Genomic DNA, 14,642 nt, shown 5'->3' on the forward strand with positions numbered 1-14,642 from the left:
GAATTTTGTAATTTTTACAGACATCCAACAGACTCCCTTCACCATTCAAGTAGGAAAGAACCGCTTTTGTCTTCACTTCTGCTGTATAAGTACGATTCTTCTCATATGGCAGGAATGCAGCTTCCCCTTCAGCCTCGTACTGCTTAATCCATCGCTGAATGGAGGCAAGACTTACCTCTAGCTCACGAGCTGCGGCTCGTTGTCCAATTTTTCCAGCTAAGTATTTGCGGATAGTTTTTAATTTATCTTTCGCTGACACTTTTGACTTGTGTAACATAAAAAATACTCCCCCCAATGATGACAGTTTAATTTTTTTACTGTCTCTCATAAGGGGAGCATATCAAAATTGACTGGTCAACACCGCCCACCTAATCCTGATTAGGAACCTATTCCTCACCATAATCCGTATCCATGATCACCTGCAGCTCATAATCCGGGAACTCCTGCTGCACATCCTTTATAACCGCCTGAAATGCCGCCTTCCTGTCGGCAGCAGCAAAGCTGATGACCACATCAAAGCGAATGTTTTTTGTCTCCTTGGTCAGATAGAAGCCATGTATCTGCCACACATGCGGATGCGATGAGGGCATCTGAGTTGACCTTTTCCCCCACGGCCTTGACATAACGCCCCAGAATTATCTTTACCACCACAGCCACCGCCACAATCACCAGAGAAAGGGTGCTGTAATCTGGCGTTTCCGGCTGCAGTATCTGCTTGACCGATTCTACCAGCGAGGTCATGCCCGCATAAAACACGAGGACGGAAATGATGATGGCGCTCATGTATTCAATGCGGCCGTAGCCAAAGAGATGTTCCTTATCCGGTTCCCTGGCGGCCAGCTTGGCTCCTACAATGGTAATCAGGGAGCTTGCCGCATCGGAAATGTTATTGACCGCATCCAGCATGATGGCAATGGAATTGCTGACAAAGCCAATGAACGCCTTGAATGCGGCCAGAAAAAGATTGGCCACAATCCCGATGATGCTGGTCCGGACAATTGTTTTCTCACGCGATTCCATCTTTTATTTCATCCCGTCCTTGAACATCTTGAGCGCCGCATCTGCTCCCTGCGTCAGGAAAGCCGTGTCCGCGCCAACGCCCAGGAAGCTGACGCCCAGATCGGCAAAATGCTTGGCCTGTTCCGGCGTCACGGCAATGGTCCCTACGGGAACGCCCAGCTCCTTGATGCGGGTAATGGCATAATCCATGGCCTTTTCCACTTCCGGATGGAAGATGTTGACGCCATGTCCCATTTCCACCGCCAGGTCAATGGGCCCCAGGAACACACCGCCGATGCCCGGCGTTTTGGCGATGGCCTCAAGGTTTTCGATGCCCTTCGGGCTTTCAATCTGGGGCAGGATGCAGATTTCCTTGGCAGCACGCTCGAAATAATCCGCATGGCGGCCAAAACGGGCCGCACGAACAACGGAAGCCCCCATGCCGCGATTGCCCCGCGGTGCATAGGAAGCCCAGTACATGATGTCTTCCGTCTCCTCGCCACTTTCCACCTTGGGAATGATGATGTTCTGAATACCGCTGTCCAATAATTGCTTGAGGATACCTGTGCCCGCCTGGGGAATGCGGACAACCGGTGTCATATCATAGGGCGCAATCGCTCTGGCAACGGCCAGAATGGTCTGCACCGTATGCGGTCCATGCTCTCCATCCACGAACAGCCAGTCATAATCCGAGGTTGCCAGCACCTCGGCCACATCCATAGACGTGGTTTCCTGAGCTACGCCAAACTGCAGCTTCCCGGCTTCGATATTGTGTTTGAATTTGTTTTCCAGATAATCCTTCACCATCGGCATGATAAGATACCCCCATTTCTTTTGCACAATATTCTGTATTTACTCACCAAATTCATTATATAATTATTTTCCCTTGAACTCGATAGAGGAAAAATACAAAATGACAACGAACTTTATAAAAAATGCAATTTATAAAGATAAGGCAGGAACCGCTATGATCATACGCCAGACAACCAAAGAACTGCTGGCTGCCTCCCTGCAGGAGCTGGCGCAGAGCAAGTCCATGGATAAGATAACCATCCGGGAAATCACCCAGAACTGCCAGCTCACCTCCACCACCTTCTACAATCATTTCCAGGATAAATATGCATTGCTGGCCTGGATATACCATCGGGAACTTACGCCTTTATATGAGCGCCTGGGCAAGGACATCGATTGGAACACTCTGATTCGGCAGGGAATCATAGCCGTCCAGCAGAATAAGCAGTTCTACCGCAATGCCATGAAAAACACGTCTGGACAAACCTCCTTCCAAAAGGCCGTCAGCGACTATTTCATCGGCCAAATCCATAACTATATCTGTAAACAGCAGGGCATAAATGAGCTACCGGAAAAGCTGCAATTCATGATCCGCTTCTATGTGCTCGGCATTTTCCCCTTCCTCTGTGAATGGGTTTTATATCATGATGAACCACCTGCCAAAGAATTCATCCTTCTTTTGCATGATGCCATGCCCCAGGAACTGCGGCCTTATTTACTCTGACTTGTCAAATTGATATATCAAAAAGGGGCTATGACAATAGTGTCATCATTGGTGCATAACGCTTTCGAGCTTTTATTCGTAAATATACTGCTTAATGACTCAACTAAAGCCGATCCCTTGAAAATACTGGCATTGCGTAGGATATAAATCCTTTCTTGACAACAAATAGCACCTGCGCAACTCCTCCTTCAATTGGAAGAAGGTTCTCCAGCTACTGGCCGTTTGGGTAACGGCTGCTCTAAGGAAGCTTATCTGCAAGAACAGGGTCACTGTGCTTGTCTTCGATGATTCAGTGCTGCGGCGCTGTTATAATGGGCACTTGTACACTTTGCCACAGCTGACAAAAATCACCATGAACAAGAGCAATGACCGCCTGTACCGTTCCCTCATGATAAGGACAAGGAAGCATCATCTTCCTGTTCGCATTGTCTTTGTCAGGAACCGCAGCATAAAGAGCGGGATGCTGTATATTCTGTCTACGGACGCACGCTATACATTTATCGAATGGATGCACCGTCAGGAAAACGCCCCCCAAAACAGATTATTGTATTTAGATCTAAATGCAATAATCTGTTTTTTAGATCTAAATACATAAGACTTGACATTTAGATCTAAATATGATAATATACTATGCAACGGGAGGTGAAAAGTGTGATAAATGATATTGAGGCGTTGGACTCAGCTGTTGCCGAAGCATTTTTGTTGGGGAAGTTTAAAATATTCTGTAATAGAAACGCAACACCGGAAAGTAAAAATCGATTACGCCGCATCTTCGATAAAAGCAATGATATCGGGCAGACTATTGAAAACATCTTCAGAATTGAATTAAATACTACATTATCAGAAGTGCAGATAAAAAGAATGATACTTTTAGTGAAGGCGCATCTTAATAAAAAAAGCTACCGAAGGCCAATCAGCAAAGAATACAGACATTTTTTATTGGAACAGCAGTTTCACAGATGTAAATTATGCACGAACATAATTGATGAAAGCGCTCATGCCGATCACATCGTCCCATTCAAGTATGTTGGTGATGAATTAGAAAATAACTTGCAACTTCTGTGCGGCCCCTGTAATGAAGCGAAGAATGAGAATATTGATTATCAAATTAGAAAATTTTTGGATTTGATTTAAGAAAGAAGAGTGATTCATATGAGAGAAATGTATTTGCTGGAAGTAATTCAACATGATGTAAAAAGTTACGTAGGTTTTTTCCCTGCAAGAGAATTGGTAAAGTTGGCTACGAAAGCAGAGCTGCAGGAACCCCAGGAAGCGCAAAGACCTATAAATCAGAAACGTCTGGAAGAAATTTCGGATTTCGTTGCAGACAAAGGCATCTTGTCTACATCGATAGTAATTGGGACAAAGGATGATAGACTATCTGTAAAACCAGTGTCTGACAAAATACCATATCTATATAAAATAGAATTTCCTGAAAGTGAAAATGAATTTGATGACTACAAAGACTCATTCGATATTATGGATGGTCAGCATCGTTTGTTTTCCTTTTTACCAGAATATATAAAGATAAGTGATAGTGTGCCGTTTGATATACCATTTGTAGTTTATATAAAACCAACATTAAAAGAAAGAAGAATTATCTTTAAAAATACGAATGAAAAGCAAGAAAGTGTAGCATCTAATTTGCTAATGTGGTTTAGAGAAAAGCTGAATATGTTGAGTGGGAAGGAAAAGACATACCATTCTGTGGTATCCTCGCTAAGCTGCGAAGCACGTTCTCCACTAAAAGGAAGAATAATAATGGGGGCTGAGAAGATTACAGGTGGTTTTAAAGCACAGCAGGTCATAACTATTTTGGATAAAGCAGACATAAAAGATGTTGATAAAAAACCTTTAGATAATGACCAAATGTTTAAGCTTATCACAAATTATTTGCTGGGATGGGAAAAAGCGGTAGGATCTAAATTTTGTGACAGAGACAAAGCTTTTGGCGCATTTTCCAAGATTTCTGGTTTTCGATTTATGATTTCAATGCTTCCGGAATTCTACAATCAGGCAAAAACTGATAAAAGAAAGATTGATTGTTCTTATGTTGTTGAAAAGCTAGAAGAGCTTTTTGCAACTTATGGTATGGTAGCTAGTGATTTGTTTGTTAAAGATAGTCAATATATGACTAAACTTGGTTCGAACCCTTTCTCTGCGGAAACACCAACTACCTTATTGGCCAAAGAGTGGATTAATAATCTTAAAGCTCTAAAAGGGGGGGAGTTTGATCCGCTAGCTTAAGTAATACGATTATAAATGTAAATAACGCAACTAAAGAAGAGCCGCACATTAGGTGTGGCTCTTCTTCAAGTAAAATGCGAAATAGCAGGCTTTTCTTTTAACCTTCAGCAAATATCTGCCCAGGCAGAATCAGCTTCTCCTTTGCTGGGAAAGTGGCTTCATAGCGGGCAAATTCTTCGGGCTGCTCCGCAGCTGCAAAATAACAGGCTGGCGCAGCATATTCACCCTGCACATTTTTAAGGGCACCCACCACCAGTTCCTTACACAGGAAGAAGGAGCTATCCGCCCCTTCCGGCAGGCCGTGACAGCGGATGCCGTAAGTCGCTGCCGTTACAAAGCCGCTATGCCTATAAAAGTCGATATTTCCTTCAAAACACAAAGCTTTACAGACGTATTCTGCGGCTTTTTGCAGGTAATAATCCAAAAGGATTTTTCCATATCCCTGCCGTTTGTAAGCCGGGGCTATACATATCGGCCCCATGGTCATAATGGGAAAGGACGCGCCATCATCACAGGCGATTTCGGCCTTCACAAAGACATTCTGACCGATGATTTCCCCGTCTTTTTCCATGACGAAAGCCAGCTCCGGCACAAAAGCCTCTGCCTGGCGCAAGCATTTCAGTACATAATGCTCCACGCAGCCTGGCTGGTACACATTCCAAAAGCTTTCACGTACCAGCGTTTCTACGGTTCTGTAATCTGCTTTCGTTTCCCTACGGATAATAATAATTTGCCTTATTCATATTATCACTTTCCCACACATTCGGCTAACAGCGCCTGCACCTTATAAACATCCGCATCCTTGCTGAAGGTGTAGACCAGTGGCTCTGCCCCGAGTCCTGCTACCCAGATCTTCAGTTCCGCCTCCAAATCAAAATGGCCCGTGGATTCCACGGCAAAGTGGCGGATGCTCTTATAGGGAATGGAATGGTAATCCACCTTCTTGCCGGTTGCCCCCTGGATATCCACCAGGATAAGCCGGAAATCGGTAAAGATCAGCAAGTCCCGAACCCACTGATAGGCCTGAATCACATCCTCGTTGCGGCCCAGGAGCTTACCATAATCCTTCTTTACATCCACAATATCCGTCTCCGCTGCATTGCCAATCAAGCCACTAAAAATGCTCATGATGATTCCCCCTCATATCGGTTACTCTGCTTTTGTCACTTTTATATGATCAATTTCCTGACCATCCGGCAGGAAACATTTGACGGTTATTTCCTTGTCCGTCACCTTCATGGTAAGATAATTGTCCGTTTCCGGCTGGGGGGCCACCACTTCATCCAAATGGTGATCCACCCATAAGCCGGGATAGCGGACATTGCCGGCCACGCCGGTCAGGATATATAATGGCCCCTGACTGTCCCGCTGGAAGTTCTTGATGTGCCCCCGATTGCGGTAGGTATGCAGATGGGCGGTAAAGACAATATCAATGCCCAGCTCATCAAACAGGGGCATGAAATTTTTGCCCAAATCCGAGATGCCCTCCTGCCGTTCCGGGCGTTTATGGATGCGGTATTGCAATACATCCTTATGCACCAGCACGATTTTCCATTTTTTGTTGCTTTGCTGGGCATCTTTCCGCAGCCAGTCCAGCTGTTCTGCCATCAGCCCCGGCTTGAACTCCTCCGTTTCATCCCATTGGCTGTTGAGCACCATGAAATGCACGGCTCCGTAGTCAAAGGAATAGTAGTAGCGGCCGAAATTTTGACTGTCATTTTCCGGCACAGCAAAATAATGCAGATAGGCCTCCGGCAGCCGGACTTTCCAGTTCTGGTCATAGGTCTCGTGATTGCCCATCAGGGGAACAAAGGGCATGCGGTCAATCATGCCGTTTACGCCATGGAACCAGGCCTGCCATTGGGTATGGTCTTCGCCATTGTCCACGATATCCCCCATATTGATAAAGAACGCTGCCTGTGGATTGCGCTGGGCGGCATTTTGCGCTAGATTTTCCCAATCGCTGTAATCACTGGACTGGGAGTCGGGAAATATCAGGCACTCAAAATCGCCCGTTCCTGCCGTATGCATCTTATGCCAGTCGCTGGCGGCTCCCTCGGCTATCACCCGGTATTCATATTCCGTATCGGCCTGCAGTTCCTCTAGCTTTGCTAGATACTGCTGATTCTTCACCCCATCATCGGTGAAAAAATCTTCCTGCGCTGGCACCTGCCGCACTTCTTCCTTCCCCCTGATGCGGTATTCGATGGCGGGCTTGTTCAAGACATCCTCCGCCTGCCACATGATTGTCCGGCTATGGGCAGCATCTGCCGTAATGATCTGCCGCAGATACTGGGCATCCAGATCACCCGCCAGACTGCGCACCCCATTGGCCGCCTTGCGGTACAAAGTTCCCTTGGCCAAAAATGCGCTTCCCGCCAGCAGCCCCAAAGCGCCCATACCGCCGATAATAAATGTTCTTCTGTTCATTTCTCCACCTATTCTTTACAGCTATCTTACTAACAAATTCGCCCATGCACAGGCAGATACCTTCCTGCCGTTAGGATTTTCCCCTGCGCCCTTGGCATGTTATTACTTTAGCACTTGGAGTCCGCTCCAAGTCAATCCCGATTCAGTAATACCGAAACGCCCAGAGGGCGGCTGACCGGTCAAACTGACGGATCAGCCGCCCTCTGGGCGTTTATTTATGCCGACAGGCTTGCCGCCTCATTGGCTTCGGTGTACTCAGCTTGAAGTTTGTCGAGGCCTGACATGATGGCATCGTAGGTATCCAGACAAATCTGGGGCAAATCCTTCTCCTTGGTGGCCGCCTGATAATCCCGGCGGAAGATGGCCACGGCCTTTTCGATTTCCTGCCGGATTTCGGCAATTTTATCAGGGTTGCCTTGGGCAACGTGAGCGGCCATGCTGAGAATGCAGCTACAATCGCTCCTGCCATGTATATTATCGGAGAAAGGGCCTATTTTGTTAAATCTTTTGGTAAATAGAGCGTGAAAAATACAAAATACAACTTAACCAATCCCCCTTTCCTGCCGATAATATATTGGGACGAGTTCGGTTTTACAGGGAGGTATGTTTACAGGAGGGATTATACCATGCTTATTGGACGAGCAGCAGACGGCAGCAATCTAAGTGTCAGTGCCGCCGTAGATACCTTAAAGGCGGTACAGCGTCAGCAGAAAACGGTTGCGCAGCAGGACTCCCCTGCGTATCAGGTGGAACTGAGCGGGGCGAAAGAAAGCTATAAAAGCCATTGGATTGAGCGCGGGTCAACGGCCTATCTGACCCACCGTGCTGACCAGAGTCTGGAAGATGAACTGGCCGAATTGCAAGCAGGGATAGAGGAGATTTTGTCACGCCCCAGAACAGGCGTGGTTAAGTCTGCTAATGCCACGCTGGACAATCTCGACGGCAAGATAGAAGTGGTTGATCTTACCCCTTTGCTGAAAAAGGAGCTTACCCCGGAAGAAAAAGCCATCCGGGCAGAGCTTGACCGATTATCCCAAAACAATCGCCCTGGCTATATCGGTAATATAAAATTAAACCTTGATGCCAACGGCAAGCTGACCCGCCCCGACATCACTACCATAAAAAGCCAGCACTACACTTGGACTTTTGCAGAGGGCCTGAAGGAAAACACCGCAATAAGCAAAGCTGCCGATGTGCAGACTGTTACGGATAAACTGCAAAACACCCTGAAACAGAGCATCAGTGACACCATCAGCGATATTTTGAAACCATACGCCAGCTATTCAGAAGCTTACGATGTTCTCAAAGACAATAATGTTACCGTGATGACTTATGCCCAAGCCGGAGATACCGTGCTGGAAAATTCCAAAGAAATTTCCGGCGGCCTCTTTGGCCAATTGGCCAGCCAGCTGAATGATTACGCCAAAAACTTCGGTACAGATGATAAATTCTTTGAGGATATAAAAACTGCTTTTGGCGTTATTACTGGCGATAACCCCGATAAAAATCCCCTGCTGACCCAGATAGAGAAAATGGTACGTTATGTTCAGGGGGGCGGCGAACTGGACATTAAGGACAAAAAATATCAAGAGGATGTGGAAGCCGCCATCGCCAAAGCCTATAAAAAGAAGAACAACGCCCGGAATGTGGAACCCAACAAAAAGAAAGCCCAGGAAACCTTCAAAACGGATACCAGCTACCTGGACAACCTGCGCCAGCAGTTCCAGCAGACTGCCGAAATGCTAGACAAGATGACCGGCAAGCAGGATGAGGATAGCCAGCATAAAGTCAAAAGCGCCCGGGATGTGCTGGATAGCCGTGCCCCGGAGGACAGCTTCGATATGGACTTCCATCAGCGGCTTGCCCATGTGGACGACAGAAGCGCCCCCGTCACCGATACTTCTCATGACATCTTTAACCATAAGAAGCCCACGGATGCCCTGACGGAGAATGATACCAATGAACTGGCTGCCTTGCAGGCTGGCTGGAGTGATTACGTCCAGAGCCATAACCTTATCGATGCCAGCAAAGTTACATCCGTTTTCCTGTCATAACCACGCAATGCAGGCGGATTGACCGGGCGTGACAGATTACGCAAATTTTCTGGTCAGGCCATAGATGAAGTGCTATAATAAGACTACAAACGATATAGAGAGGTAGCCCACTGGGTTACACCGAAAGAGAGTCTCCAGCTTGGTAACCTGTGAGGCTCTTTTGGTATACAGAAAAGCGCCAATGCTGATGCACTGGCGCTTCCTTGCGTCATCCATCCGGGTGGTAGGGCTGAGTTGGCCCTGCCCTTTGGTGTTTCGTTATCCCTTTTCTGCCTGCGCAGAGAATATTACTCCATATGCCCATGGCCGCCGCAGCCGTGGCTGCCGCAGGTATGGCCTTCCCCATGTCCATGATGGCTGCAGTGCACAGCTGGATCATAGGCCAGTTTCCCCGCCAGGAAATCCTCCACGGCCTTATCCGCTTCGCCCTGCACGCCGCCATAGAGCGTAACGCCGACCTGGGCCAGGGCATTCTGGGCGCCTAGACCAATGCCGCCGCAAATCAGGGTGTCGATATGCTCATCCTGCAGCAAGGTGGCCAATGCACCATGCCCGGCTCCATTGCTGTCCAGGATATGCGCTTCCTGCACCGCATTGTCCTCCACGGTGTAGATCTTGAACTGGCTCGTATGGCCAAAATGCTGGAAAATCTGACCGTTTTCATAGGTAACTGCAATTTTCATATTCGCTGTACTTCCTTTCTGCTGTACAAATCTTACGGCATGTCGGCTCCCCGGACAGGCAGGGCATAGTTCAAAATTGCCGCCGGTAATCTGCAGCGGCCGTGCCTCCACCAGACAGCCGGCAATCCGCTTGCGGGCCGCCATATAAAGGGCCTGCACCGTGGTACGGGCCACTCCCATCTGCTGGGCGCATTCCTCCTGCGTCATGCCTTCGTAATCCATCAGGCGCACGCATTCATATTCTTCCAAAGAAATCTGCACCGGCGGCTTGCCTTCATCCGTTTCCGGAACAAAACACGCACACAGGGGCTCAGCACATACCCGTCTTTTTTTCAATGGCCTGCTCATCCGTACCCCCCCTTGTTTTTGACATATGTCTTAATAGGATTATAGCATATTTATGACATATGTCAATTTCTAAAACATCATAACCGTATATCTAGAGGAAATCTGTCCGATTTGGTATAATAGCAGCAAAGCTATCATCCGTGGAGGCCTGCGAAATTACCATGAAACAAAAACACCGTCAACTCCTGAATATCCTCGAAGCAGCCCCGTTGCCAGCACGGACAACAGGAGCTTCCTATCCATACAACGTTGAAAATTCACGACTTCCTTCATGATGTTCCTTACAGCCTCCGTTATCAGCGGATATACTTCAACTGCCAGGTCAAACTCATCCCTGCCGAAGACCATGGCTTCTCCAAGGATATCAAAGGAGCCGCCAGAACTGTTGCTGACTTCTTTAAACAGCAGTTAATATAAGCAAAAACTCACTGCAAACTTTTCCCAAGTTCGCAGTGAGTTTTTTATAATTCATTGACCAATTTTCCCATGATATGTTCCGGCACGAGCGCCAAGCACTAGTCGCGCAGTTCGCAGGAAATCTTCACGATCACGCCATCCCTGACTTTGAACTCCAGCTTCTTGCTGCCATCGGCAGTGCGATAGGTGTACTCTGTGTCATTGCGATCCTGATCCACTTTGTCTGCCTGTCCATAGGCGCCATTGAGTTCATCGGCGCTCATGCCCAAAGCAATCCCCGCCGGAGTAGCCGCCGTGCCCTGTTTGATCACGACTTCTTCCACAATGCCGGGACGGTCATCATCCACTTTGACAATCACGCCGCTCTTGAATACGGTCTTCTCGTAATCGGCATAAGCCACTTCGCCGCCAATTGCTTTGGCCTGCTCCAGACTCATGCCCGGCTCGATGCCCGCGATAGCCACCTGCTGGGGTGCCACACTGGCCATCGCTGCCGAAGCAGCCAGCATCATAGTGCCCAAAACCACTGCACCAAGCTTTTTCTGCAATCTCATTACAATTCCTCCCTACCTCTGAAATCATCAATCAAATATAAAATTCGCTTTCCTGCGGACAAAATCCTTTTTTCTCATAGGCAGGCGCCATTGCTGGCAATCACATTTTTATACCAATAAAAGGATTGTTTCGGATAGCGCTGCAGGGTGCCTGTGCCGTCATCGTTGCGGTCTACGTAGATGAAGCCATAACGCTTGGACATCTGCGCCGTGGAGGCCGAGACCAGATCGATGCAGCCCCAGCTGGTGTAACCCATGACAGGCACACCGTCCTCGATGGCTTCGGCCACCTGCTTGAGATGTTCCGTCATATACCGGATGCGGTAATCATCCTGAACGGTTTTGCCGCCCTGCCCATCATTGACCAATTCATCTTTTGCCCCCAGACCATTTTCCACGATAAAGAGCGGCTTCTGCCAGCGGTCGTAGAACTTGTTGAGAATGTAGCGGAGGCCCTGGGGATCGATGGGCCAGCCCCATTCGGAAGCCTGGAGATAGGGATTTTTCTTGCCGCCCATGAAGTTGCCAACGATGTCCTCGCCTTCCACACCTTCACAGAGAGAAAGATAATAGCTGAAGGAGACAAAGTCCACGGTATGCTCTTTGAGCAGGGCCAGTTCTGCCGGCGTGGTTTTGATTTTAATGCCGTTTTCCCGGAAATAACGTTTCATATAGCCGGGATACTCGCCGCGCACATGCATATCGCCAAAGAAGTCATTGAAATGGTCGCACTCCATGACCTTGATGATATCGTCCGGATTAGGCGTCAAGGGGTAGGTGGGCATGGAGAGGATCATGCAGCCCACCTGCGCCTCCGGCATGATTTCATGGGCGATTTTCGTGGCCAGCGCCGAGGCAACGAACTCATGATGGATGGCCTGATAGAGGTCCGACAGCGACAGCTCTTCCTGCGGGGTTACAATCCCGCCGCTCATAAAGGGGGAATGGAGCACGGAATTGATCTCGTTGAAGGTCAGCCAGTATTTGACCTGCCCTTTGTAGCGATCAAAAATCGTCCGGACATACTTTTCGTAAAAGCCAATCATCTGCGGGCTGGCCCAGCCGTTATACTTACGGGCCAGATGCAGCGGCGTCTCATAGTGGGAAATGGTCACCAAAGGTTCCATGCCGTACTTATGGCATGTGGCAAAGAGCTTTTCGTAGAATGCCAGCCCCTGCTCGTTGGGCTCCGCTTCATCCCCGAGAGGATAGATGCGGCTCCAGGCAATGGATGTGCGGAAGACCTTGAAGCCCATCTCCGCCATGAGTTTCAGGTCTTCCTCATAGCGATGATAGAAATCAATGCCCTTGAGTTTCAGATTGTCCGGCGTGGGTTCTGCCGTTGGGGCACTTTTCAGGCCATGAGGCAGCACGTCCTGTATGGACAGCCCCTTGCCCCCTTCGTTATATGCCCCTTCGCATTGATTGGCGGCCACAGCGCCGCCCCAGAGGAAATTTGCGGGAAATAACATGCACATACTCCTTAAATCGTGGTCAATAATAAATCGTTGAAGTTGACGGTAGTTTCTGCCGTAGCCGTTACTGCCTGATAATTAGTGGTATTCGTGACGATGATCGGCGTGATGGTCTTGAAGCCTGCTGCCCGAATCTTTTCCGGCTCGAATTCAATCAGCAGCTGGCCCGCCGTCACTCTATCGCCCTGTGCTACATGGGCCGTGAAGTATCTGCCCTCCAGCTGTACCGTATCCATGCCCACATGGATCAGGAGTTCCCGGCCATCATCCAGCGTGAGGCCTATGGCATGACCGGTGGGGAAAATCGTGGTCACGATGCCGGCAGCCGGAGCGATTACCCGGCCTTCCGTCGGCTCAATGGCGACACCCTTGCCCATGCATTCCGAGGCAAAGACCGCATCCGGCACTTCCGTCAAAGGCACGATTTTACCGGTTAGCGGTGCAGCAAGGCCCCCCAAGGGCAGTTCGGGAGTCGCCACCGCTGCTTCTGTCCGGCTATCTGCATCCGCGGCCAGCTGGCGATAGGCCGCCAGTGTCAGCAACAGACCGACGGCGAAAGCCACGCCGGAAGCAAGCAAAGCCGCATACATGCCGGCAAGGTCATTGGTCTGCACATCGATGAAATTCGGATAACCAAAGACACCCAGACCGCCCAACAGATAGAAACGAGCGCCCATGGCTGCCAGGATACCACCGCCTACGGCACCGCCCAGACAGGACAGGATAAAGAATTTCTTGCGCGGCAGGGTTACACCATAGATACAGGGTTCCGTCACACCGAACAGGCCGGAAATGCAGGCCGGAATGGCCAGCTCTTTAAGCTTCCTGTCCTGCGTGCGCAGGATAATGGCCAGCACCACGCCCACCTGGGCAAAGGAGGCGGCAAAATGCGCCATCACCACGGGATCATAGCCCAGCACGCTGATGTTGTTGATCATGATGGGCACCAGGCCCCAATGCAGACCGAAGATCACGAAGACCTGCCAAAAGCCGCCGATAAAGACACCGGCCAGCACCGGGCTGAACTCATAGATAGCTGTGGCCGCAGCCCCCACGAGTTGCCCTGCCCAGGTGGCCACGGGGCCAATCAAAAGGAAGGTCAGCGGAATCAGGACTAAAAGTGTCAGGAAAGGCGTCAGGAAATTCTTCAACATGGCGGGAACCAGACGGGCAATCGCCTTTTCAATCTTCGCGCCAAAGTACAAGGCCAGGATAATGGGGATTACGCTGGAGGCATAATTCATAAGGATGACAGGCAATCCCAAGAATTCCATATGCACCGGCGAGGCAAAGACACTGCCGGCAAACAGCGTATAGAGCGGCTCGCCGCCCATAATGGCCGGCAATGTCGGATAGACCAGCGCCGCCCCCGTGGCCATGCCCGTAAACTCGCTCATGCCAAACTTGCGGGCCGCTGATAAACCTAAGAAAATCGGCAGGAAGTAGAAGAAGGCATCGCCGATGATGCTGAGCATTTGCCCGGTGCCGTTGTCTGCCGCCACGACCTGCGTGGAAATCAACAGCGCCGTAAAGCCCTTGATCATGCCCGTGGCTACCAGTACCGACAGGATTGGCGTAAAGATACTCGATACCAGATCAATGAACTTATCCAGCAGGCTGCGGTTGTCAGCAGCTGCTTCCTCCGCAGGAGCCTCTTTGCTGCCCTGGATATTGGCTATCTCCAGGATTGTATCATAGACATTTTCCACCTCGTTGCCGATAACCACCTGATACTGACCGCCACTCTGCACCACGGTCATCACGCCGTCCAAAGCTTCTATCTTATCCGTGTCAGCCTTGCCCTCATCCTGCAGTTTAAAGCGCAAGCGGGTAATGCAATGGGCAAGCGAAATCACATTTTCCTCGCCACCCACATATTTTATGATGTCCTGGGCAAGGTCTTGATATTTTTCCATAAA

The 14,642-nt window shown here is 49.3% G+C and carries 17 protein-coding genes; 5 read left to right on the forward strand and 12 right to left on the reverse strand.

What is annotated here, in order from left to right; translation table 11 throughout:
• From BLQ59_RS11740 to BLQ59_RS11750, 4 genes are all read right to left on the reverse strand, one after another.
• Positions 1–277, reverse strand: a 277-nt coding sequence (locus BLQ59_RS11740) for a helix-turn-helix domain-containing protein (RefSeq protein ID WP_176756799.1), incomplete at its 3' end; no start/stop codon positions are given.
• Between the two features lie 109 nt (positions 278–386).
• Positions 387–512 carry a hypothetical protein gene (locus BLQ59_RS16415; protein WP_256324669.1) on the reverse strand — a complete coding sequence of 42 codons (126 nt, stop codon included), beginning with the start codon at positions 510–512 and terminating at the stop codon, positions 387–389.
• Between the two features lies 1 nt (position 513).
• A complete protein-coding gene (locus BLQ59_RS11745) occupies positions 514–1,020 on the reverse strand; it encodes a cation diffusion facilitator family transporter (protein ID WP_074573064.1) in 507 nt (168 codons plus the stop codon).
• Positions 1,021–1,023: 3 nt separating this feature from the next.
• Complete coding sequence (locus tag BLQ59_RS11750) at positions 1,024–1,812, reverse strand: HpcH/HpaI aldolase family protein (protein ID WP_074573065.1); 789 nt, start codon at positions 1,810–1,812, stop codon at positions 1,024–1,026.
• Between the two features lie 154 nt (positions 1,813–1,966).
• On the opposite strand from BLQ59_RS11750, the gene BLQ59_RS11755 reads away from it, so the two are divergent.
• The 3 genes from BLQ59_RS11755 to BLQ59_RS11765 all read left to right on the forward strand — a co-directional run bounded on the left by BLQ59_RS11755 (position 1,967) and on the right by BLQ59_RS11765 (position 4,762).
• On the forward strand, positions 1,967–2,515 hold the full coding sequence (locus tag BLQ59_RS11755) for a TetR/AcrR family transcriptional regulator C-terminal domain-containing protein (protein WP_176756800.1): 549 nt from the start codon (positions 1,967–1,969) through the stop codon (positions 2,513–2,515).
• A 651-nt stretch (positions 2,516–3,166) separates the two neighbouring features.
• Positions 3,167–3,649, forward strand: a complete 483-nt coding sequence (locus BLQ59_RS11760; RefSeq protein ID WP_074573067.1) for an HNH endonuclease — start codon at positions 3,167–3,169, stop codon at positions 3,647–3,649.
• A gap of 33 nt (positions 3,650–3,682) precedes the next feature.
• The gene (locus tag BLQ59_RS11765) at positions 3,683–4,762 is read left to right on the forward strand and encodes a DGQHR domain-containing protein (protein ID WP_218122902.1); all 1,080 of its coding nucleotides are present in this window, start codon (positions 3,683–3,685) and stop codon (positions 4,760–4,762) included.
• A gap of 97 nt (positions 4,763–4,859) precedes the next feature.
• On the opposite strand, the gene BLQ59_RS11770 is transcribed toward BLQ59_RS11765, so the two are convergent.
• From BLQ59_RS11770 to BLQ59_RS11785, 4 genes are all read right to left on the reverse strand, one after another.
• Positions 4,860–5,501: a GNAT family N-acetyltransferase gene (locus BLQ59_RS11770; RefSeq protein ID WP_074573069.1), complete on the reverse strand. Its 642-nt coding sequence runs from the start codon at positions 5,499–5,501 to the stop codon at positions 4,860–4,862.
• A gap of 8 nt (positions 5,502–5,509) precedes the next feature.
• Positions 5,510–5,890, reverse strand: coding sequence for a PH domain-containing protein (locus BLQ59_RS11775; protein ID WP_074573070.1), 381 nt, complete (start codon positions 5,888–5,890; stop codon positions 5,510–5,512).
• Between the two features lie 21 nt (positions 5,891–5,911).
• On the reverse strand, positions 5,912–7,192 hold the full coding sequence (locus BLQ59_RS11780) for a purple acid phosphatase family protein (protein WP_074573071.1): 1,281 nt from the start codon (positions 7,190–7,192) through the stop codon (positions 5,912–5,914).
• Between the two features lie 215 nt (positions 7,193–7,407).
• On the reverse strand, positions 7,408–7,629 hold the full coding sequence (locus BLQ59_RS11785) for a hypothetical protein (RefSeq protein WP_256324670.1): 222 nt from the start codon (positions 7,627–7,629) through the stop codon (positions 7,408–7,410).
• Positions 7,630–7,818: 189 nt separating this feature from the next.
• On the opposite strand from BLQ59_RS11785, the gene BLQ59_RS11790 reads away from it, so the two are divergent.
• Entirely contained in the window at positions 7,819–9,246 is a 1,428-nt protein-coding gene (locus tag BLQ59_RS11790) for a hypothetical protein (RefSeq protein WP_074573072.1), read from the forward strand.
• Positions 9,247–9,533: 287 nt separating this feature from the next.
• Here the strand turns inward: BLQ59_RS11790 and BLQ59_RS11795 are convergent, their stop codons facing one another.
• Positions 9,534–10,277 (reverse strand): DUF134 domain-containing protein, encoded by a 744-nt coding sequence (locus BLQ59_RS11795; protein WP_074573073.1) that lies wholly within the window; start codon positions 10,275–10,277, stop codon positions 9,534–9,536.
• 249 nt (positions 10,278–10,526) lie between these two features.
• Between BLQ59_RS11795 and BLQ59_RS16215 the strand changes: the two genes are divergently transcribed.
• A complete protein-coding gene (locus BLQ59_RS16215; protein ID WP_218122903.1) occupies positions 10,527–10,694 on the forward strand; it encodes a hypothetical protein in 168 nt (55 codons plus the stop codon).
• 98 nt (positions 10,695–10,792) lie between these two features.
• On the opposite strand, the gene BLQ59_RS11805 is transcribed toward BLQ59_RS16215, so the two are convergent.
• The 3 genes from BLQ59_RS11805 to BLQ59_RS11815 form a co-directional block, all read right to left on the reverse strand.
• A complete protein-coding gene (locus tag BLQ59_RS11805; RefSeq protein WP_074573075.1) occupies positions 10,793–11,248 on the reverse strand; it encodes a hypothetical protein in 456 nt (151 codons plus the stop codon).
• A gap of 74 nt (positions 11,249–11,322) precedes the next feature.
• The gene (ascB, locus tag BLQ59_RS11810; RefSeq protein WP_074573076.1) at positions 11,323–12,720 is read right to left on the reverse strand and encodes a 6-phospho-beta-glucosidase; all 1,398 of its coding nucleotides are present in this window, start codon (positions 12,718–12,720) and stop codon (positions 11,323–11,325) included.
• A gap of 11 nt (positions 12,721–12,731) precedes the next feature.
• Positions 12,732–14,639, reverse strand: coding sequence for a beta-glucoside-specific PTS transporter subunit IIABC (locus BLQ59_RS11815; protein ID WP_074573077.1), 1,908 nt, complete (start codon positions 14,637–14,639; stop codon positions 12,732–12,734).
• Between the last annotated feature and the right edge of the window lie 3 nt (positions 14,640–14,642).

It is taken from the genome of Pseudoselenomonas ruminantium (genome assembly GCF_900104055.1).
In the GTDB taxonomy this organism is placed as follows: Bacteria; Bacillota; Negativicutes; order Selenomonadales; family Selenomonadaceae; genus Selenomonas_A; species Selenomonas_A ruminantium_C.

Excerpts from the sequence above, each read along its gene's own strand:
- BLQ59_RS11745 (WP_074573064.1), bottom strand. The coding sequence starts at position 1,020 with ATGGAATCGCGTGAGAAAACAATTGTCCGGACCAGCATCATCGGGATT.
- BLQ59_RS11750 (WP_074573065.1), bottom strand. The coding sequence starts at position 1,812 with ATGCCGATGGTGAAGGATTATCTGGAAAACAAATTCAAACACAATATC.
- BLQ59_RS11755 (WP_176756800.1), top strand. The coding sequence starts at position 1,967 with ATGATCATACGCCAGACAACCAAAGAACTGCTGGCTGCCTCCCTGCAG.
- BLQ59_RS11775 (WP_074573070.1), bottom strand. The coding sequence starts at position 5,890 with ATGAGCATTTTTAGTGGCTTGATTGGCAATGCAGCGGAGACGGATATT.
- BLQ59_RS11780 (WP_074573071.1), bottom strand. The coding sequence starts at position 7,192 with ATGAACAGAAGAACATTTATTATCGGCGGTATGGGCGCTTTGGGGCTG.
- BLQ59_RS11785 (WP_256324670.1), bottom strand. The coding sequence starts at position 7,629 with ATGGCCGCTCACGTTGCCCAAGGCAACCCTGATAAAATTGCCGAAATC.
- BLQ59_RS11790 (WP_074573072.1), top strand. The coding sequence starts at position 7,819 with ATGCTTATTGGACGAGCAGCAGACGGCAGCAATCTAAGTGTCAGTGCC.
- BLQ59_RS11795 (WP_074573073.1), bottom strand. The coding sequence starts at position 10,277 with ATGAGCAGGCCATTGAAAAAAAGACGGGTATGTGCTGAGCCCCTGTGT.
- BLQ59_RS11805 (WP_074573075.1), bottom strand. The coding sequence starts at position 11,248 with ATGAGATTGCAGAAAAAGCTTGGTGCAGTGGTTTTGGGCACTATGATG.
- ascB (WP_074573076.1), bottom strand. The coding sequence starts at position 12,720 with ATGTTATTTCCCGCAAATTTCCTCTGGGGCGGCGCTGTGGCCGCCAAT.
- BLQ59_RS11815 (WP_074573077.1), bottom strand. The coding sequence starts at position 14,639 with ATGGAAAAATATCAAGACCTTGCCCAGGACATCATAAAATATGTGGGT.